16 protein-coding genes and 3 pseudogenes are annotated in these 20909 nt (G+C 60.7%); all 19 read right to left on the reverse strand.

Annotation, left to right across the window (positions count from 1 at the left end):
- Nucleotides 1-126 precede the first annotated feature (126 nt).
- Nucleotides 127-1116, reverse strand: coding sequence for an acetamidase/formamidase family protein (locus ACSQ8V_RS24095; protein ID WP_436184227.1), 990 nt, complete (start codon nucleotides 1114-1116; stop codon nucleotides 127-129).
- A 50-nt stretch (nucleotides 1117-1166) separates the two neighbouring features.
- Nucleotides 1167-1775, reverse strand: a complete 609-nt coding sequence (locus tag ACSQ8V_RS24100; protein ID WP_436207381.1) for an ANTAR domain-containing response regulator — start codon at nucleotides 1773-1775, stop codon at nucleotides 1167-1169.
- Complete coding sequence (locus ACSQ8V_RS24105) at nucleotides 1775-3124, reverse strand: transporter substrate-binding domain-containing protein (RefSeq protein ID WP_436207382.1); 1350 nt, start codon at nucleotides 3122-3124, stop codon at nucleotides 1775-1777. The genes ACSQ8V_RS24100 and ACSQ8V_RS24105 overlap by 1 nt, the downstream gene beginning before the upstream one ends.
- A gap of 438 nt (nucleotides 3125-3562) precedes the next feature.
- Nucleotides 3563-3989 (reverse strand): annotated as a pseudogene (locus ACSQ8V_RS24110) (transposase); the annotation flags it as partial.
- Nucleotides 3976-4721: pseudogene (locus ACSQ8V_RS24115) on the reverse strand (cupin domain-containing protein). The pseudogenes ACSQ8V_RS24110 and ACSQ8V_RS24115, both read right to left, overlap by 14 nt.
- 59 nt (nucleotides 4722-4780) lie before the next feature.
- A pseudogene (locus tag ACSQ8V_RS24120) lies at nucleotides 4781-4912 on the reverse strand (IS6 family transposase); the annotation flags it as partial.
- A gap of 252 nt (nucleotides 4913-5164) precedes the next feature.
- Nucleotides 5165-6202 (reverse strand): ABC transporter substrate-binding protein, encoded by a 1038-nt coding sequence (locus ACSQ8V_RS24125; RefSeq protein WP_436207383.1) that lies wholly within the window; start codon nucleotides 6200-6202, stop codon nucleotides 5165-5167.
- A gap of 92 nt (nucleotides 6203-6294) precedes the next feature.
- The gene (locus ACSQ8V_RS24130) at nucleotides 6295-7032 is read right to left on the reverse strand and encodes an ABC transporter ATP-binding protein (protein ID WP_213766913.1); all 738 of its coding nucleotides are present in this window, start codon (nucleotides 7030-7032) and stop codon (nucleotides 6295-6297) included.
- A complete protein-coding gene (locus tag ACSQ8V_RS24135; protein ID WP_436184232.1) occupies nucleotides 7025-7864 on the reverse strand; it encodes an ABC transporter permease in 840 nt (279 codons plus the stop codon). Before ACSQ8V_RS24135 ends, ACSQ8V_RS24130 begins: the two co-directional genes overlap by 8 nt.
- Nucleotides 7865-7934: 70 nt before the next feature.
- Nucleotides 7935-9293: an LLM class flavin-dependent oxidoreductase gene (locus tag ACSQ8V_RS24140; protein WP_436207384.1), complete on the reverse strand. Its 1359-nt coding sequence runs from the start codon at nucleotides 9291-9293 to the stop codon at nucleotides 7935-7937.
- A 12-nt stretch (nucleotides 9294-9305) separates the two neighbouring features.
- On the reverse strand, nucleotides 9306-10988 hold the full coding sequence (locus ACSQ8V_RS24145; protein WP_436207385.1) for a rhodanese-like domain-containing protein: 1683 nt from the start codon (nucleotides 10986-10988) through the stop codon (nucleotides 9306-9308).
- Between the two features lie 42 nt (nucleotides 10989-11030).
- Nucleotides 11031-12254: an acyl-CoA dehydrogenase gene (locus ACSQ8V_RS24150; RefSeq protein ID WP_436207386.1), complete on the reverse strand. Its 1224-nt coding sequence runs from the start codon at nucleotides 12252-12254 to the stop codon at nucleotides 11031-11033.
- A gap of 31 nt (nucleotides 12255-12285) precedes the next feature.
- Nucleotides 12286-13443, reverse strand: a complete 1158-nt coding sequence (locus tag ACSQ8V_RS24155) for an LLM class flavin-dependent oxidoreductase (RefSeq protein WP_436184236.1) — start codon at nucleotides 13441-13443, stop codon at nucleotides 12286-12288.
- Nucleotides 13444-13486: 43 nt separating this feature from the next.
- A complete protein-coding gene (locus ACSQ8V_RS24160; RefSeq protein ID WP_436207387.1) occupies nucleotides 13487-15103 on the reverse strand; it encodes an ABC transporter substrate-binding protein in 1617 nt (538 codons plus the stop codon).
- A gap of 1 nt (nucleotide 15104) precedes the next feature.
- Complete coding sequence (locus ACSQ8V_RS24165) at nucleotides 15105-16115, reverse strand: ABC transporter ATP-binding protein (protein ID WP_436207388.1); 1011 nt, start codon at nucleotides 16113-16115, stop codon at nucleotides 15105-15107.
- Nucleotides 16105-17163: an ABC transporter ATP-binding protein gene (locus tag ACSQ8V_RS24170; RefSeq protein ID WP_436207389.1), complete on the reverse strand. Its 1059-nt coding sequence runs from the start codon at nucleotides 17161-17163 to the stop codon at nucleotides 16105-16107. The genes ACSQ8V_RS24165 and ACSQ8V_RS24170 overlap by 11 nt, the downstream gene beginning before the upstream one ends.
- Nucleotides 17160-18029, reverse strand: coding sequence for an ABC transporter permease (locus ACSQ8V_RS24175; RefSeq protein WP_436207390.1), 870 nt, complete (start codon nucleotides 18027-18029; stop codon nucleotides 17160-17162). Before ACSQ8V_RS24175 ends, ACSQ8V_RS24170 begins: the two co-directional genes overlap by 4 nt.
- Nucleotides 18026-19036, reverse strand: a complete 1011-nt coding sequence (locus ACSQ8V_RS24180) for an ABC transporter permease (protein WP_436207391.1) — start codon at nucleotides 19034-19036, stop codon at nucleotides 18026-18028. Before ACSQ8V_RS24180 ends, ACSQ8V_RS24175 begins: the two co-directional genes overlap by 4 nt.
- The gene (locus ACSQ8V_RS24185) at nucleotides 19029-20636 is read right to left on the reverse strand and encodes an ABC transporter substrate-binding protein (protein ID WP_436207392.1); all 1608 of its coding nucleotides are present in this window, start codon (nucleotides 20634-20636) and stop codon (nucleotides 19029-19031) included. Before ACSQ8V_RS24185 ends, ACSQ8V_RS24180 begins: the two co-directional genes overlap by 8 nt.
- Nucleotides 20637-20909 lie beyond the last annotated feature (273 nt).

The raw sequence follows: 20909 nt of genomic DNA on the forward strand, positions 1-20909 counted from the left end.
AGTAAAATCAGAAGAAGTCCGCCAAAATCTGCTTTCTTCCTAACAACTGCTACTTCATCTATGGCTTAATTTACAAGCTACAAAAAAATCGTGTCAACACACTTCTGCATAAAGTTTTCCGTCTAGCTAACTCTTCAGATAATGCTTTTGTATGGCAGCTCCAACTGAATATTTTGGGTCAACGAAATTTCCCAACCGGACCTTTCCAACTTGGCTAAGAATCATGTACGCATCCCATTTGTCAAATCCATATTCCGCAGCCATCCAAAGAACGAGCTCTTTGTAGGCTATGCGAGTTGCATCTTCCAAAGGTCGGGCACTCCCTATTGTCATTAACAGATCTTCGGTTTCGAGGCGCGGCCATGCGATCTGCCAGCTCTTTATTAGATCAATATGGATAGTCGTGCGACTCGCAAACTCGACTGCCGTGCCGCAAAGCTCACCGTCACCCTGGCAGGCATGCGCGTCCCCAATGAACAATCTAGCCCCAGGTGATCGGACCGGCAGATAGGTGATGCTCCCCGGACCCATGTCCGGAACATCCATGTTGCCCCCATGATTGTCCGGCGTCAGTGAATTGATCGAATCTATCTCTGGCGAAACACTGAGAGTTCCGATGTGCGGTTTGTATGGCAGTCGCACTCGTTTGCTCCAGTACACGCCCTCCTCGTCGAGGTCGACCTTACGCGTTATTTCGGGTAACGGGTCGTTAAGAATCGCCGTATAGTCGGTTCCTGTAAGCGCTCCAAAGCCAGGAATAAGACACGTCGTCCCACGTGGATTGTCCCCTCGCGGCAGCATCGATTCGATGTACACGGCGAGAACGTCACCTTTTTCGGCGCCGTTCACCATAATCGGGCCGTTTTGTGGATTCAGAAAAGGAATCCTCAGATGCCGGCTCGGAAGGTCTTTTTCCGTCTTGAGCTTGCCTTCGTACGCATCCAATGTGTCGACGACCACCCTGTCTCCCGGGGCGATAGTCAAAACAGGAGTGGAGTACGGTCCAATTGTGTAGTGAAATTCCGCCTGGCGTTCCTCCGAAAGTTCGTGGGTTTTGCCAACTTCGCCACGCGCAACGCCGCGCGTGTGCATGATAGATGTTTTGAGCCAGTTCATCGCATGTGTCAGGAAAGGAAAAATGTTAATGGTTGAAACTATGCCCGGCCTCAACCTGTTCCGGAGTCGTTCGTTTTCCAGTCATCGAGAGATTCTCCGCATACGAGGGCGACGCATAGCTCTTCAATTGATATTGCGTGATTCATGCTAATTTCTCGAATGCGGTCAAAGGCTTGATCTTCACTGAGGTTGCACCGCTTCATTGTCTGCACCAGCGCCTTGAACACAATACGTCGGGATTTCACACGATCTTTTAAATCGTTAAGTTCCAAATCCGTCGCGCCATTTTGTTGGTGCACGTGTTCAGCCTGCATCAATGCGAGATACGTACCATTCGACCGAATCGGCTTGACTAGAAACGCGGAAATCCCTTGCAAAAAGCTCCAGTGAATGCGTTCGGGAGTTTCCAGGCCAATCAGTGCGATCAATGGAATACTCGGCTTGCCGGCAACCCAAGGAAATGCGTGCCTTCGATGCGTATCAGCGTCGAAAAAACAAACCTGCACCGCTGGCCAATCCACACCTGTTACGCTCGTTCTGCAATCGACCGTCATACCTAAACGCGCTAGCTGCGATTCCAGCGCTCGCCTATCTCGGTCGTCCTTGTGCACGATCAACGCATAGCGACCTCTGAACACGGGCATGGACCTTGTTTTCATCACACTGCCCTCAATTTCCGGTGCGGCTTTTCGTTCAGCGCGTACTGGTCCGTCGACCAACCGTGCGCGTCCCGTTTCGCATCAAACCAGACAAGGTAAGGATCGGGTTTGACCGGCTCGGGCGCCGTGTGAATAATCTCAAATTGTCCGGACTGATTGGACCTGGCGAGCCGAGGAGTAAGGAACGTATGGCGATTCTCACCGTCGACCCAGACAGGGCCTTGAGGCGCATCAAATCGGCACGCAGTCACGGCTTCGCGCACTTTCCCTGGTTCTGCCGAACCACAAGCCCTAACAGCCCGCGCCAGCAGATGTACAGCGATGTACGACGCTTCTGCGTCTGACACCGTCACGCCAGATTGACCAAATTGAGCGTGGTAAGCGTTTAGAAATTCGTGATTGGCATTCGTCTCTACGCTTTGAAAGTACACCGACGAAGCGATATGCCCGGCCCTTGCGTCTCGCGGCGCCGCATTGAGTTCCATTTCAGAGATGTTGCAGCTAGCGATAGGAGGATGCTTAGCCGTTTTATCCGACCACTGCAATCGTTGTTCGCTGTACGCAACCAGAAGCGCAGCTGTTGTCGCTCCAATCACTGACGAAAATATGAAGTCGGGCTTCAAATCATGAATCTCTTGCATCACGCGTTGCAGGTCCGTTCCTCCCAGCTCAATATGCCGCTCTGCCAAGATTCGACCGCCGTTCGACTCAACAATGTCTCGCATCACGCGATTACATTCCCAAGACCATACATAGTTAGAGCCGAGTGAATACACGCGCTTGCCGTGCGCTGACATCATGTACCCCGCTAGCGGTACGATGTGTTGGTTCGGTGCAGCGCCAAGGTAGACCACACTATCGCTGCACTCGAAGCCTTCGTAGTGCGATGGATACCAAAGCAAGGCATCGGCACGTTCAAAAACCGGAATGACTTCCTTCCGGCTCGATGATGTATAGCACCCAACGACATGGCCGATTTTTTGATTTTCAACCAACTCCCGGCTTAGCGCAAAGTATCCTTCCAGGCGCCCACCGGGATCTGCTTCGACCGGTTTAAGATAGAAGGGAAAAGACGGATCCTCATTGACCTGACGAACGGCCAGCAGCGCGCCGGAAAGCATCGCTCGACCAATGTTTCCGTAGTCGCCAGTGGTCGAACACAGAAGCCCAACGGGAATCGCCGTGCGAACTGTCATTTCATGCCTATTCATTAACAATATGGTCGAAAAAAAGCCCATCGAGCCTGTATGGCTAGATGGGCTTTTTTGCCTCTCCTGGTCAAAAATACCGGAGCAGTTGGTCGAGCAGTGTTTGGGGCGTTGCCTGTGGCGCTTCTTGAGCATTATCATAGACTGAATATCGATGTTGTCAAAGCATTTCAAAAAAGGAGCCCCTCTCTGTGCTTGAAAGCTTAGGTCTGACGGAAACGAAAATATTGGCGCTGCCCGGCGAGACCTTTCCACTCTAATCAGTTAGCGAAGCTGTTAGCAATCGTGCGCGACGTCAGCGTTGGCATTCGCAAAGACACGTGTGTTTTGTCGGTTTGAGTTGTCGATCTGACGTTGGTAGTGTGCAATTTCGATTGCTAAAGCTTAGTACTACAGCGGTAACCATTTATTCACGGTGGTGTACAGCCGAGCTTGCGATAGTGGGCTTGTTGCGCCCGGCACTGGTGGGTTCGGCGCCAGATTGACCATGACAGGATATGGTCGATCGACCAGATTGTTCGCCACAGCACACGGCACAGCAGCCGACGGATCTCCTGTACGCTGAGTGGAACCACGCCGTCAGGCGTTTTTTTTACCACGTACCCGAAAGACGGCAAGCATGGCGTGAGCGAGCAGCGCGAGAGTGATATGGCGATACCAGCCCTGCCATCGACGCACTTCATACTGATCAAGTCCGCATTCGCCCTTGGCTGCTTCAAAGCCAATCTCGATCTCCCACCTACGGCCCGCGACGCTGACCAACGTCTGCCGTGTAGCCTTGCGCCGTGGCGTAGACGACGTAGTAAGCATGTTCGCGCCTCTCATCCAGGCTGCGCCTCACCAGCAGGTAATGCCCGAAGCGGCGTTCCTCAGGCGTGATCTGCAAACGCCAAAGCGGAGTAAGCGCCCAGTCGTACAGACGCTCATCTTTGGCGCCCGCGCCTGCCGAGAGACGCCGCCATGCCCTGGCCGGCAAGCTCTCTGCGATCTTGTCAGCGCGAACGTACGTCAGCCACATCGTGCACTCTCCCGCGAGCTCGTTTAGTTGCCATTCGACCTGGCTCTCCGTGCATCATGCGCAGTGCGGGGACAAGCCGCGAATCGCCTAGCGCCCGCAGCCAACCAGCAGGAAATTCTCCGGAAGCCGCAAGATGAGCGCGCAGTAGTTCGATAAACATCAACTGTGCGAGTTGCGTGGACGCTGTACCCGAGCCGGGTTTTTCCTCGGCCTGCTCGCGGACGAGCCTCTCGATCAGCCATTTCAGGTCTGCTGCATGGGCGGACGACGCCTGGACATGAATCAACGGCGGCATTGCGGTGGCGAGAAAATCCCCGTTCACTGAGTCGAGCACGATGTATCCGCCTAACTGGACACAGTCTTGTCCATCGCCGAGTGTCACAAATTTCTTCCCCGGTCCGAAAAATAGAGATTTCGCATCGAGCGGTGCAATCGCAAGGTCACTTGCGAGCACGAACGCGCGTTTCGCGGAAAGGAGCACCACGTCTCCCGTTTCGACGCGGTTGCCAGGTCGTCGCCCTCGACACGCAGCCAGCATGCGCCCTTGACCAAAGCAGCGAATTTGATCTTGTCGGGTGCCGAAAAGCGCAAGGCCCATGGATCGCCAGCAGCGAAGCCACCGGCGAGGACGGTTTGAGCGCCCACCAGCGTGAGGACATTGGAAAACAGATCGTTTGGCATGTCCGCACTATTGCGCAAGTAAAGCGGCTTTTCAAGCATTCACCGTCCGGATCTCTGCGCCTAAAGTGCTTTCTTTGGCGACGAACACGTCGCTATGACGTAACTTTATCGGGAGATAAGCCATGCGTTACATCAAGCTCATACCGGCGCACGCACATCAGCATCTCGTCAAACGAATAGTGAAGGCGCTTAAACACACGCGCTAAGGCCAGCGTAAGGGTCTGTCCCAACGGGTATTGGCTTTGTTTATCGGCGTAAATCGTAGCGGGCTGTCTTATCGCGATAGAACCTCTTGAACGTTACCGCTTTAATAATCGCTCCCCAAATTTGCAACCGCTCCCCGAATTTTTGTCATTTAAAGTGCGATTACTCGTATTGATTTGACCGCTCTATTCCACGCTGGACATGGCCTCCGGATTGACGGAATCGCGTCGAACGAAGATTGCGCCATGCGTGAGCGACAAGACGCCTTTCTTAAACAATCAATCCTTGGCCTTGATCGGCCAGACCGCTTTCTGCGCGGCGTTGAATTGCGGATCATATTCGACATCGACCTTGACCTTCTTCTTGATTGCATGGCCGTCGTACAAGATGTCGGCGATCTTCTGCTCTTGATCGATCAGACCTTTGTCGAACTTGACGAAGCTGCCACTGCGCACTTCATATTCGAACGCCGCGCGCTCGTCGGAGATTTTCAGCGTGTCCTTCAGAATGCCGATCACCTCGTCGCGGTGCGCGTCATGCCACGCCCAATAACCTGAAAGACGCGAGAAAAAATCCTGAAGCGCAGCCGTCTTCGCCGGGTCCTCCAGCACCGCCGACGTCGTGGTCCATACGTTGAGCGCCGGAATCTGCGTGTCGCGGTCGCGCAGCAGAATAGTGCCCGCGCCCGACTTGATGGTCGGCAGTATGGGGCCGAGCGCGCCTGCGTACACGTCGACTTCGCCCGCATTGAAGCCTGCCGCGGACGTCGCGCCATCGGCGAACTTGATGGCATCAATGTCCTTTTCCGTCACGCCGGCCTTGATTAGCGTCGCGAGGTATTGCGAATGGTTGTAGCCGCCATAGTTGTAGCCGACCTTGTGGCCTTTGATCTCCTGCACGTTCTTGATGTTCGCGCTCGAACGAACCGCCGTGATAACCGGCGGATAATCCTTCGAATAGGCGTTGCGCCACGCGGCGACAATATGCAGCGGCGTCGAATCCTTCGTCCAATCGGTGCGTGCGTTGGCCTGTTCGATCGTGAGCGACGTGTCGCCCATATGCCCCAGGTCGATGCGGTTTGCATACAGCGAGGACAGATTGGCGGCGGGCCCAGTCAGCAGTACCCATTCGATCTGGTATGGCGTCCCGTTGACCACGCCGGACTTGCGGATCATCGCGGGGAATGCCGGGTCTTGATACGCAATCACGAGCTTGGTGCTTTTCAGGTCCGGCGCATTCTGGGCACCGGCCGTGCCGGAAAGTGTCAACGCGGTAACGGCGAAGAGACCCGCCAGGCCGGCGAGCAAAGATTTCATCAGCGACATAAATACCTTGGTTGAGCTGTGGAAAATGAGCTGTGGAAAATGAGCTATGGAAAATGAGCGATGGAGAAGTCGATTGAAAAACGTCAGGAGAGACTGAGCGAAAACTGTCTGAGCAGGTCGCGTTTAAGTGAATTGAACTCTGGCGATGTCACGTCGCGCTCGCGCGCCAGATCGACGTGCGTCTCGTGACAGATCCGTCCTTTCGACAAGATCACGATGCGGTCCGCAAGCAGCAGTGCCTCATCGAGATCGTGCGTGACGATCACAACGCCGAAGCGGTATTTCGCCCATAGCTTCAGCACGAGGCTCTGGATGCTGCGGCGGGTAAACGCGTCAAGCGCGCTGAACGGTTCGTCAAGCAGCATGAGATCGGGACGGCGATACAGCGCCCGTGCAACCGCCACGCGCTGTGCCTGTCCGCCCGAAAGACTCACGGGCCAGCTTTCCAGTTTGTCTTCGAGGCCGACGTCCTGCAGCGCGGTGAGCGCGCGTTCGCGCGCATCAGGCTTGAGGGAATCGTCGAGAAGGACGTTCTTCCATACGCGCAGCGCCTGAATCAGACGCGGCTCCTGAAATACAACCGACGTGTTGCCCGTCACTTCGGTCCGTCCGCCCGACGCCGATTCGAGCCCGGCGAGCAAGCGCAGCACCGTGGTCTTGCCCGTACCCGACGGCCCGACCAGCGCGACCACCTCCCCTTTTCGAACGGTGATATCGACGTTATCGAGCACCGTGTTCTCACCATAGCGCTTCCGCACGCCGGACAGCCTTGCAACGACGGGTGCGGCCTCATGTTCCGTTTGATAAGCGAGTTCAGACATGAGCCGCCCTCCAGACCAGAACCTTGCGTTCAATGAAACGCAGCAACGCATCCACGCCGATCCCGAGAACCGCATAGACCAGAATGCCCGCGATGATGATGTCCGTGCGCTGAAATTGATTCGCGTTATTCAGGATGTAGCCAATGCCCGCGTTCGCGTTGATCTGTTCGGCCGCGACCAGCGCCAGCAGCGCAATGGCTGCCGAATAGCGCACGCCCACGAGAATGCCGGGTAACGCCGTCGGCAGGATGATGAGCCGGATCTGATGCGCGCGCGACAGGCGAAACGTGCGCCCGAGTTCCAGCAACTTCGGGTCGATGCCGCGTATGGCGTGATAAGTGCTGAGATACATCGGCGAGATGGCCGCGCCCACAATCAGCGCGATCTTGGACACCTCGCCAATGCCGAACCACACCACAAAAATAGGCACGAGCGCGATGAAGGGAATAGTCCGCACCATCTGCAGGACGGTATCGAAGCCACGCTCGGCGGACTTGCTCAGACCCGCCGCCACGCCGAGCAGCAAGCCCGCACCGCCACCGATCAGCAAACCCACGGCCGCACGTGCCAGCGATATCCTCAGCGCATCCTGGAGATCGCCGGACTGCCACAGCTCCCGATAAGCCGCGAGCACCGACGCGGGCGCAGGCAGCACGAACTCGCTCGCCAGTCCCAGGGACGAAACAAGTTGCCACACGACAATCAGCAGCACCGGCACGACGGCCCGCAAGAGCGGCTCGCGCAATATCACGCGACGCGGCGCCGGCGCCAACGCCGGTGGAGCAAGATCCGGTGCGGCAGTCGCCTTCAAAGTGGATTCTCTGCTAGACATAAGCACCTTTGAAATGAAATAAATGAATTGAGTGACCGATACGAAGACAAGGAATGGCACTCAATAGCGTTCACGAAAGCGCTCCAGGCGTGTGCTCGATCAGGCGTGCATCGAGATCGGCATAGCGGCTTGGCGGACGCGCAAGCCCGTAGTGTTCGCGCAAGGTGGTGCCTTCGTAATCGCGGCGGAAGATGCCCTTGCGCTGCAATAGCGGCACCACGTGATCGACGAACGCCGCGAGCCCTGAAGGGAACACGTCCGCGTTGAGGTTGAAGCCATCGGTGGCACGACCGGTGAACCAGCGTTCAATATCGTCCGCGATCGTCTCGGGCGTGCCCACGATCATCCGATGTGCGCCGGGATTGCGGTCCAGCAAATCGCGCACCGTCAGGTTGTCGCTGCGTGCAAGCAGGACAGTCGCGCGGATGAATCCGTTGGAGACATCGGCGCGGTTGCCTTTGTCGATTAATGCGTAGGGCAACGGTGCGTCCAGTTGCAGATCGTCAACGTCGATACCCAGCGCACGCGCGAACTTGGCGAGTTCGGCGCGGCGATCAAGCAGCGAGTCCATGTCGGCCTTGCGCTGGCGCGCTTCGGCCAGCGTCCCGCCAATGACGGGATACAGCCCCGGCAGCACGAGCAGATGATCGGCATGACGTCCCTGCGCCACGGCGCGCGCCTTGATGTCGCCATAAAATTCCTGCGCACCCTCGAACGTGGTCTGCGCGGTGAAGACCGCATCGGCGTAACGAGCGGCGAGCGCGACGCCCGCCTCCGATCCGCCGGCCTGCACGAGCACCGGCCGTCCTTGTGGACTGCGCGGAAGATTGAGCGGCCCGCGCACCTGGAAGTGATGGCCGGCGTGTTCGATCGCATGCACGCGAGCCGGATCGGCGTAGCGTCCGCTCGCGCGGTCGGCGATCAGCGCGTCGTCTTCCCAGCTATCCCACAGCTTCAGCACGACATCGACAAATTCCTCGGCACGCGCATAACGCGCCGCTTTATCCGGAGCGCCCGACATGCTGAAGTTAGCCGCCGCGTTCGGGTCGTAGGTCGTCACGGCGTTCCAGGCAACCCGGCCTGCGCTCAAGTGATCCACCGACGCAAAACGCCGCGCGAGGTTGTATGGATCGTTGAAAGTAGTCGATGCCGTGCCGATCAGGCCGACGTGTCGCGTAACACCCGCGAGCGCGGTGAGGAGCACGGTGGGTTCGAGCGACTGGGCCGGTCCGTGCGCGTGGCCGCTTAACGCAACGGCATCGGAGAGAAACACGGCGTCGAGCTTGCCACGCTCCGCGGTCTGCGCGATCTCGGTGAAAAATTGGAGATCGATGATCGACTTCGCGTTGTCGAGCGTACGCCAGCCGGCCGGATGACGACCCGTGCCGGTGATGTTGGTGTTTAGGTGCAAGGTTCGTGGCGGACGCATGGTTTTATCGCTTTACAAGAGGTTGGGCGAGCCTTGCAGCGCCGCGAGGCGCTGTTCGCTGCGAGCGTGCGTTGGCGTGTCGAAATCGATCACGTCGATCGACGCAATGCCATCGCGTTCGAGCTGCCCGACCAGTTGCAACTCCCACGCGAGATAAATCTGCATCTGCTTCGCAGCGTGGTCAGGGGCGTGGTGATACGGGCTGTACCACGCGTCGTCGTCGCCGGTGAGGTTGCCTTCGTCGCCGGCGGTGTGCGGCAGACCGAGCGACAGCCAGCGCTGCGTGCCGCCAAGGAGCGCCGCCACACCGCTGATACGCCCGCGCAACTGGCTGGCGAGCAGCCCGGCGAGGACGCCGTCGGAGGACGTGAGGACAAGCTGTCGCGACGGGTCGTCCCGTGGGCCGAGCCGGTCCAGCCAATCTTCCAGCGCGCTCGCCGCCACGAAGCGCGCCCCGGCAATATGCGCGGTGCGAAACGCGAGGCTGCTGTCCACGTCCACGACCTGCGCGCCGCCAGCCTCTAGTGCGAGCGCGAGCTGGTCGGCGTTGATCCAGCGCGTACGCTCAGGCGTACCGAATATCGGCACGGGCTCGGGGCCGGTTTCGAGCGCCCGGTGCGCGTCGTCTGCGGCCAGCACGAACACGTTGAGATAGCCCAGTTGCACGAGCCACGACGCCGTCATGCGTGCGCGAACGCCGTCGTCGTCGGCGAGAACGACGCGGGCGTGGAGCGTGCCGACGTATTCATCGGTGGCCTGAACGAGCTGGCCGCCAGGTGCCGAACGCCAGCCCGCGCGATGACCCGCAACGTACTCCAGCGGATCGCGGACATCGAACCGGTACAGCGTCTGCACGCTCGCTTCGGCTTCGAAGCGCGTCAGCGTGGCGCGATCGATCTCGACCACGCCAGCTCGCACAGCGGCGCGCTTGGCCAGCGTGCGCGCCTGTTCGAGCGCAGCGCCCTCGGCGCGAGGCGCCGTGCGAATCTGGCCGTGTTCGAGGTCGAGGCCTGACAACAGCCACGACATCGATCCCCCGGAGAGCGCGGCGACCGGATTCGGAATGCCCGCGTTCACGAGCGATTGCGCGCCCAGAATGCTGCGCGTGCGCCCGGCGCAATTCACCACGATCAGCGTCTCGGGCGACGGCGCCGCCGCGAGCGCGCGATAGACCAGTTCAGCGCCCGCGCATTCGACGCCGCCCGGAATGTTCATCGTCTTGAATTCGGGGAACGGACGGCTGTCGAGCACAACGAGATCCTCGCCCGCGTCCTGCAAGCGCTTGAGCGTCAATGCATCGATGTTCGGCGTTTTCAGCCGATGCTCGATCACCTCGCCGAACGCCTTGCCCGGCACGTTGGTGCCGCTGAACACTTCGAATCCGGCCGCTTCCCAGCCGCTCACGCCGCCCGCCAGTATCGACACGTCCGTATAGCCGAAGCCTGCCAGCAAGGCCGCCGCGCGCGACGTATATTCGCCCGCTTCATCGACCAGGACGATGGGCGTGGCAAAGCGTGGCACCAGTTGCCCGACGAGCAGGCCCAGACGTCCAACCGGCGCGATGGACGAATAGAACAGGCGGCGGCGTGCCGTGACGCCCTCCTCGCGGACATCGAGAATGGCAAGTTCGCGGCGTTCGGCCAGCGCGGCGCGCAATGCGGCGGGAGTGATCGATGGTGTGGTCGCGTGACTCATCGTGAGGTGGCCTTGTTTGATTTAGCGATAGGGAATGACGGCTCAGAAGAACGCCGCGGAAGGCAAAGGCACGCCGTTGACCGCATGGTTGCCAATGGCGCGCGCCTTGTAGAGACCGGGGTTGTGCGAGGCGATCGTGCGGATGTTGCGCCAGTGGCGATCAAGTTGCGCGGCCTGGCGCGCGGCGGACGCGCCGCCGACATCGAATAGCCGGGTTGCCGACTGGAGCGCCAGTTGATCGATCACGACCTTGGCCTTCGCACTGCGCAGCGCGGCTTCAACGAACAACGCTTCGTCGGGCTTGCCCGCCAGCACGCTGTCGAACGCCGCGCCGAGCACGCTTGCCGCGTTCAGTACCGCGGCCTCGGCCACGAACGCCGCGCTTTGCAGCTCGCCAACAGCTTCCTGCAACAGCGGGTCGTCGGCGGGACGCGCGGCCACCGCGTGGTAATAGTTGCGTTCGCGCTTCTGCACGAGCGTCACAGCGTCTTTCGCAATGCGCCGCAGGATGCCCGCGACGATCGTCGTGAGATAAAGCTGTGCGAACGTGGCCTGATGCGCGATCTTCGTATCGTCTGCGAGAACGAGCACGTCAACCGCCGCGACTTCGACATTGGTGAACACCGTCGTGCCGCTCGCCGTGTTGCGCTGGCCAATGCCATCCCAGTCATCCCGCACATCGACGCCCGGCTGCCTGACCGACACGCGCGCGCCGACGAACTGCCCGTCCGGCGTCTTGGCATTCACAATGATGTGATCGAAGTAAAGATTCCCCGTGCTGTAGTACTTCGTCCCCGTCAGCCGATAACCGCTTTCCGCAGGCTCGAGCCGCGTGTTGCCGTCGCCGTCGCCGATATGCTGCGTACCGAGTTCGCTCGCACCGAGACCGAAGAGGCCGCCGTCCTGCACGAGAGGGTTCCATCGCTGGTATTGCGGTAGATGGCGCGCGCGCAACGCCTTTTCGATAAACGCGAAGTGATTGCGCAGGATGTGCGGAATGTTCGAATCGGCCTCGGCCAGATCCAGCACCAGCTCGTACAACTGCGGCAGCGTGGCGCCTGCCCCGCCCTCCTCTTTGGGCAAGCGGAACACGCCCAGACGCGCCGCGCGCACGAGTGCAATGGGCTCGCTCGCGTCGGCCTCGCCACGCTCGCGAGCTTCGGCGCCTGCCGCGATGGCCGCCACTAGTTCACGCAGTTCGGGTGAGCCAGGTTGCACGGCGCTGTCACGTAATGCGGCCGTCAATGTCGAATCGGTCGTTCCCATCTCTAGGATTCCTTAAAAAATGATGTGGAGTTCACGCGTCCGATTGCACGCGCACTCTGAGTCCGGCCTGTTCCATCAGCGGCAGGACAGCCTCGCCGAAATATTTGAGATCCGGCTCGAAATCGAAGAAAGTCAGCTGGACGCCGTCGATACCCGCCGCCTTCAACCGCAGCAGGTCGTCCACCACGTGTTCCGGCGAGCCGATGATCTGAATGTTGCCCCCCAGCACGCGCTGCTCGCGTTGATGGTTTTTCCAGGCTTTCGCGTCGCTGCGGCGACCCGTGAAACCATCGACCGCCCCGAAATCCGCGTGCGACGCGATCGCGTCGAGATAAGCGTGCGCCTCGCGCTCGGTCGGACGGCAGACGATCGTCGGGTTGATGAGCGTGCGGACCTCGCGGCCATTCGCGCGCGCCGCCGCCTGAACCTGCGCGGTGTGTGCAGGCAGCACGTCCAGCGCTGCGTCGATCTGCGCGCCGGCGGAACTCGTAATAAAGATCAGGTCCGAATGCTTCGCGGCGTAGTCGATCCCGGCAGCAGAACTCGTCGCGTTCACGAGCACCGGGCGCCCAAAGCGCGGCTTCGGCGAAACGAACGCATTGCGCGTGCGATACCACTTGCCGTCGAAGGTCAGGTTGTCGTCGAGCGACCAGAGTTGCTGCATCAGGTCAACGAACTCGGCGGCCATTTCGTAGCGCGTGTCGTGCTCGAAGTGACCGTCGCGGCCGAACATCTCGGCTTCATCGATAGAATGCCCCGTGACCATGTTCAGGCCCCAGCGGCCGCCGGAGATATGGTCGAGCGTCGCGCCGAATTTCGCGAGATGCAGCGGATGCCAGTTGCCATAGAGAATGTGCAGCGTCGATATCAGCAGGATGCGCTCGGTGATCGACGCGAGTGACGCGAGCGTCATGAACGAGTCGAGCGATTCGCGGCGGTAACGCATGTCGCCGCCATGACCGTCCTTGCCCAGCCATTGCGCGAGACCGAAGACCAGGTCGAAGCCGAGCGCCTCGGCATGGCGCGTGAGACGCGCGTTGTACTCGAAGGTCCAGTCGGTCGTGCGCGGCAGGGTCGACATGGACCAGCCGCCGCTCTGGATCGGCAGGAAGAGGCCGAGCATCAGCGGCTGGGCGAGCGCACGAGAAAGCGGGCTATCAGGGAAACTGGCGGGAGACGGAATCGACATAACGCACCGGATAGAAAGGTGAAGCGTGAATGGGTAGTGGGCGTCAGGCTTCGCGCACGGACGCGAGTGACGAATAGGCGCCCATCGGTGAATTGCTGAAACCGCCAATGCTCGCCGCATGGATCGCGTAGAAATGCAGTTCGAGCAGGTTGACGGAAGGCACCTGTTCCTGCGCAATCTGCTGCAACTGGTCAATGAAAGGCTTGCGCGCCACTGGGTCGCTGACCGACACCAGCCCTTCGATTGCACGGTCCATCTCGGGCGTGGAATAGCCCGTCGCATTGCTCGATGTCGAACCCGGCTTGATGGCCTTGGTCCAGTAACGGCGCGTCACGCCAAGCTGCGGATCGGCGAAGGCTGAGTACCAGTTGATGGTCGTATCGAAGTCATAGTCCGCGTAGACGCGGCGGTTGAACGTCGGCACGTCGGTTGGCACGAGCGACATTTCCACGCCGATATGGCGCAGCTCCGCCTGGATAAATTGCGCGGTCAGGACGTACTGGTTGCCGAACGGCAGCGGCAGATTGTTGATGCGCAGCCGCACGCCGTCCGCGCCCCGGCGCAAACCCGCGGCGTCGAGCAGCGCTTCGGCGCGGGCCGGATCGTAGTCGTACTGCGGCAGGCCCGGCTTGAAAAAGCGGGTCTGATAACTCGGGATCGGACCCTGCGCCGTTTTAGCGAGTCCGTACCACACGACTTTCGCCAGGGCGTCGCGGTTGATCGCATGCGCGATGGCCTGACGAACGCGAAGATCCTGAAAGGGCTTGCGACGCAGATTGAAATCGAGGAACGAGATGGGCGCGATGCCATCGAACACATGACTCGACACGACAAAACGCGAGTCGCTGCGCAGCCGGACGAGATCGGGCAACGCAACGGCGTCAGTCGGCGCATAGCGCAATTCGCCGGACTGGAGCGCAGTCAGCCGCGCGCCCTGATCCGGAATGATCCGGAACACGATGCGCGCAAAATGGGGCTGGTTCGCCTTGTCCCAGTAGTCCAGATTGCGCTCCAGCACCACGTAGTTGCCGCGCACCCATTCCTTGAAAACGTACGGCCCGTTGCCTACTGGATGCGCGTTGAGCGGATTCGTGAGCGGCTGGCTGCCGGCATAGAGATGCTTGGGCAGGATCTGCGTCTCGTAACCGCCGAGCGCCGACCACACGGCTGGCACGGGCGACGAAAACCGGAACACAGCCGTGTGGTCGTCCGGGGTATCAACGGCGTCGAGTGTCGCGAACGTCGCATTGCCGCGCGGATGAAAATGCTTCGTGACTTCCATCAGGGAGTACTGAACATCGGCTGATGTGAATGGCTTGCCGTCGTGCCATTTGACGTCATGACGAAGGTGAAACGTGATCGTCTTGCGATCCGCCGATTCTTCCCAGGATTGCGCGAGTTGCGGCACGGGGCGGAAGGCGTCGTCGTAGGTGACGAGGCCATCGAACAGATTGACGGACACGATCACCGCCGGATTCGAGATGTTCAGCCCGGCCACCCAGCCCGCCGGTTCCGGCACGATCACGGCTTGCAGCACGTCGCTCTGCGCGGCCTCGTTTGCGACGCTCTGCGCGGCCTCGCTCGCGAATGCCACGCCCGGCACGACGGGCGCAACCGCTGCTGCTGCGGCCATCTGAAAAAACTGACGACGGGTGATCAACTCAGATACTCCTGGAGGCGGTGGTTTCGGTAACTTCATGGATCGGCCACGTTTTGCCGGCAGACGACGGCTGCAGCGCGATGTCGTCATACAGATGACACGCGACGACATGCCCGCCGCCTAGCTCGCTCAGCGCAGGCGGCGTCTCCCGGCACACCGGCATCGCTCGCGGGCAACGCTGCTCGAAGCGGCAGCCGCGAGGCGGCGCATAAGGATTCGGCAGTTCCGCCGAAGAAGGCATGGGCAGACGCGCGCCCCGCCCCGGAATCGATTCGATCAGCAGTTGCGTATAGGGATGCGCCGCGTGATGCCAAAGTTCATCGCGTGAAAGGATTTCGACGATCTGGCCGAGATACATCACCGCAATGCGATCGGCCACATAGCTCACTGCCGCGAGATCGTGGCTGATGAAAAGCCCCGTGATCGCACGCTCGCGCTGCAGGTCCGCAAGCAGGTTGAGTACCTGTGCCTGCAGCGAGACATCCAGCGCAGAAACGGGTTCGTCGCAAATCAGCACGTCGGGATCGAGACTCAGCGCGCGGGCGATATTGACGCGCTGCCGCTGGCCGCCCGATAGCTCGTGCGGCAGCCGGCCGGCAAGTGCCGGCGCAAGACCGACCCGATGCAAGAGCGCATCGACGCGCTCGCGCCGTTCCGCCGAGCTACCGATACGATGAACGTCGAGCGGAATGGTCAGCGTCCTGCGCACGGTCTTGCGTGGATCGAGCGCGCTCAGCGGGTCCTGGAAGACCATCTGCATGCGTCGTCGCCATGTCAGCGACTGCCGGTGCGTAAGTCCGTTGATGTCCTTGCCGTCGAGCCGCACGGTGCCACCGGCCAGATCGACCAGTCCCACGATCGCACGCCCGAGCGAGCTTTTTCCGCAGCCCGATTCACCCACGAGTCCCAGCGTTTCGCCCCGCGCCACGCCAAGCGACAGGTCATCGACGGCGTTCAGCACGCCGCGCCGGGTCCGATAGCAAACGCTTAAATTCTCGATGTCAAGCAGCATCGCTCTTCCCTTCCGCCGCACCTTCTGCCACCACTTCCGCAAGACGGATTCTGTCCGGCGCCACGCCATCCGGGTTTGCATTGACGATGCAGCTCACGCCGCCGTCGCCGAGCCGACGCCACGCAGGCACCGCTTCGCGGCATGCTGCCTGTGCAAGCTCACAGCGCGGCGCGAACGCGCAGCCATTTGCGACCGTGCCGGGCGCAGGCACCACGCCTGCTATCTCGGCGAGCCGAGTGCGCGCGCTATCGCGCCGAGGACGAGCGGCGAGCAGGCGTTGCGTATAGGGATGGCGAGGGTCGTCGAACAATGGGGCGACAGGCCGCTCCTCGATCTTGCGTCCGGCGTACATGACCGCCACACGATGCGCGATCTGGCCCACGATCCCCAGGTCATGCGTGATCAGCAGCAGCGCCATGCCGGTCTGTTGCTGAAGTGTCGCGAGCAGCGCAAGAATCTGTGCCTGAATCGTCACGTCGAGTGCAGTGGTGGGTTCATCGGCGATAAGCAGTTGGGGACGCCCCGCGAGCGCCATCGCAATCAGCACGCGCTGACGCATGCCGCCCGAGAGCCGATGCGGATAGTCATCCACACGCCGCGCCGGTTCCGGAATGCCCACCTGACGTAGCAGCGCCAGCGTCTCGCTGAGTGCGGCGCGCCGTGCCAGACCCTGATGCAGTTTCAGCGCCTCGCCGATCTGCTGGCCGACCGTGCGGACCGGGTTGAGTGAAGCCATTGGGTCCTGAAAGATCATGCCGATCCGGCCACCCCGCAGTTGACGCCACGACGGTTCCGGGAGATCGAGCAAGTCCGTGCCCGCAAACTGCAAACGCGTTGCGCTCACGCGTGTGCGCTCGCTATCGAGCAGGCCCATCAGCGCTAACGCGGTCGTGGATTTTCCGCAGCCTGATTCGCCCACCAGCGCGAGAGTCTCGCCCGGGTGAATGCTAAGCGACAACCCGCTCACCGCAGACGCGGGCTTGAGGCCACGCCCGGTATCGAACGCAATGTTCAAGTCTTCCACGACGAGCAGAGGCGCGGTGCTCATCGCGTCCTCCTGCGGTGCGGATTCGCGAGATCGTTAAGCCCATTGCCAACGAGGTTCAGCGCGAGGACCGTGAGCAGCACCGCGCCGCCCGGCAACGCGGTCATGTACCACGCCGTTTGCAGCGCCTCCCGGCCCGAGCCGATCATGCTGCCCCAGGTAATCACGTTCGGGTCGCCCAGACCGAGAAACGACAGCACGGCTTCGGTCAGAATCGCATTGCCCGCGAGAATCGACAGCATCACGATGGCGGTGGTCGCCACGTTCGGCAGCACGTGCGTGAACACGATGCGCCGTTTCGTCATGCCGATGACGACCGCCGCCTCGATGAATTCCATGCGGCTGACCCGCAGCGCTTCGGCGCGCACGAGCCGCGCGACCTGCGGCCAGTTCGTCAGTGCAACACCCAGCACGATGGTCGGTACGCTCGGATGCAGCACGACGACCAGCACGATGGTGAAGAGGAGCGCCGGCATGGTCTGGAACAGTTCGGTGAGCCGCATCAGCAGGTTGTCGACGAGACCGCCGTAGAAGCCTGCCACCGCGCCGATCACGAGACCTGCAAGCGTGGCAAGCAAGCCCGCCGCCACACCGATTTCGAGCGACACCCGCGCGCCATAGGCAATACCGCTGAGCATGTCGCGGCCCATCATGTCGGTGCCAAGTGGAAACGCCGGGTCGGAACCCGGCCACACGAAAGGCGTCCCGACCATGTCGAGCGGATCGTTATGGGTCAGCCAAGGCGCGCCGAGCGCGAGCACCAGCACCGCCAGCAGCATCAGCGTGCCGACGCTCAGGCTGGGCGCATGCGTCACGCGCCGCCAGAGTCGCTGCGGCCAGCGCGTGGTGGCGAGCACGAGATCGCTCATCGCTCCACCTCGATACGCGGGTCGAACCAGCCATAGGCAAGATCGACGATCAGGTTGACGACGAGTACGAGCACCGAACTGAAGAACAAAATGCCGAGCAGCAAGTTCAGGTCGCGTGAGGCAACCGCGTCGAGCGCGAGTTGCCCGAGGCCGGGCCAGCTGAACACCGTTTCGATCGCGACCGATCCGCTGAAGAGTGCGCCGAACTGCAGCGCGGTCATCGTGACAATTGGCAGCAGTGCGTTCGGCACCACGTGCGCACGAATGGTCGCGACGCGCGACAGACCTTTCGCGCGCGCCGTGCGCACGAAATCGAGGCCGCTCACTTCCAGCACGGAGGCGCGCATGAGCCGTGCATAGATCGCAAGGTAATACGCCGCGAGACAGAACACCGGCAGCACCATGTGCGCCACAAGATCGCGCAGCATCGCCCAGCCGCTCGCGGCAACACCGGGCGTGAGGATGCCGCCGGCCGGCAGCCAGTGCAGATGCGCGGAGAACAACACCATCAGCATTAGTCCGAGCCAGAAGAGCGGCGTCGCGAAGCCGAGCGTGGCGAGGATGGACACGGCAACGTCGACCCACCTGTGTCGCGATACCGCCGCGATCGTTCCCGCCAGGCAACCGAGCACGAGCGCGATCACGAGCGCGCTAATCATCAGCAGCGCGGTCGCGGGCAATCGGCCGATGATCAGTTGCAGCACGGACTCGTTGTATCGGAAGGACCAGCCCAGATCGAGATGGACGATGCGCCCGAGGTACGCCAGGAACTGCAGCCCGAGCGGCTGGTCAGTGCCGAACTGGTGACGTAGCGCGGCAAGATATTCGGGCGTGGCCGCGCCCGCCTCGCCCGCCATGACATCGGCGAGATCGCCGGGTGCGAGCCGCAGCCAGAAGAAATTCATCACGGCGATGACCGCGACGAGCGGCACGGCCTGAAGCAGCCTGCGCACCGGATACGGCAGCGAGCGGCGCACCCGTGTTGCGCGAACGTGCAGATCAGCCACGGGCAGGCGCACCGAGATTGACGCTGTCAAGCGACGCGTAGACGCCGATCGGCGTCGTGTTGACGTTCTGAAGTGTGCGCGAATAGATCCGGAAGAACTTCAGTTCGGCCAGCGAGATCGATGGCAGATCACGCTGTGCAAGCACCTGCAACTGATGGATCGCCTGCGTGCGCTGCTCGGGGTCCTGCGCGGTCTGGATCGTTTCGACAATCGCATCCATTTCCGGCGACGTGTAGCCCGAACCGTTGCTCCACGGCGCGCCGCTGATGATGTTTTTCGACCAGAAACGGCGGATTACGCCAATCTGCGGATCGGCGAAGGCAGCGTAGAACACGTTCATCGTGTCGAAGTCGTGGTCGGTGTAGATTTTGCGCAGATAGGTCGGCAGGTCGTAGTTTTCCAGCGTGACTTCCACGCCGATGCGCTTCAACTGCTGCTGAATGAACTGGCCCGCGCGCTGAAAATCCTCGCCGTAGGTATGGTTCAGGTGATTGAAGCGCATGCGCACGCCGTCCGCGCCACGCGGGAATCCGGCGGCATCGAGCAGTGCCTCTGCCTTCTTTGGATCGTACGGATATTGCGGCGTGTCGGCCGTGTAAAAACGCGACTGATAACTGGGAACCGGTCCCGTGGCGGGCGTCGCGAAGTCGTAGAACACCGTCTTCGTCAGTTGCTTCAGGTTGATCGCATGCGCGATTGCCTGACGCACGCGCACATCCTGGAACCGCTTCTGGCGCAGATTGAAGTCCATGAAGAACATGGGAGCGTTCGAGCGCCAGCCTTTCGTATCGATAACCAGATCCGGATTCTGCTCGAGCCGCCGCGCTTCGACGAGCGACACGGGCGTGAGCGGTGCGTATTGCACATTGCCGTTCTGCAATGCGATGCTGCGCGCACTCGCATCGGGGATGATGCGAAAAATCAGTTCATCGACATGCGGCTTGCCTTTGTCCCAGTAATCCGGATTCTTCACGAGGCGAATATAGTTGCCGCGGTTCCATTCCTTGAACACGAACGCGCCCGTGCCAACCGGCTTTGCGTTATACGGATTCGTCAGTGGATCGGTTCCGGCGTAGAGATGCTTAGGGAAAATGAACGCGGAAGACGTATCGAGATACGACCAGATCACCGGCGACGGCTGCGCAAGGCGGAACACGACAGTATGCGGATCGGGAGTATCAACCGCGACGATCTGCGCGAAGGTGGGCCGTGCGATCGGATGGACCTTCTTGGAGACTTCCATGATCGAGTACTGCACGTCCGCCGATGTGAACGGCACGCCGTCGTGCCATTTCACGTCGTTGCGTAACGTGAACGTGATCGTGCGGCGATCCGCCGATTCGGTCCACAACGTGGCGAGTTGCGGCACGGGGTGAAACGCTTCGTCGTAAGTGATCAGGCCGTCGAACAGATTGCTGGACACCACGTTCGTCGGATTGGCAGGCGTCGATCCCGCTGCAAGACCGGCCGGCTCCGGCAGCGTATTCGCGACGAGCGTCGTGCCGGTTGCTCCACTCGATGCGCTCCAGGCGCCCTGGCCGAGCAAACTCCCGCCGGTTATCATGCCGGCCTTGATCAGAAAGTCTCTTCGTGTAGACATTCGATATTCCGTTTCTATCTGTTAGGCATACTTAATAGACATCACTCGTCCGCTGCCCTATTTACATGGCGCTCATCACCCCGTGGGGCCGCGTATGCACTGTTTCAGCCAATTAGCAGGCGTTGTACGCTGCCGGAAAGAACATCGGGCTGTACAATATTTCGGAATGATTTTTCCGTTTTTTGAATTCTATGGGGCTTTCCCCAACTCACCAACCAAGCAATTCATATATGCAATTCTGCTCAATCGGCTTTGACGCGTACCCGCAAGACT

Source organism: Caballeronia sp. LjRoot31, from assembly GCF_964253885.1.
Lineage (GTDB): Bacteria > Pseudomonadota > Gammaproteobacteria > Burkholderiales > Burkholderiaceae > Caballeronia.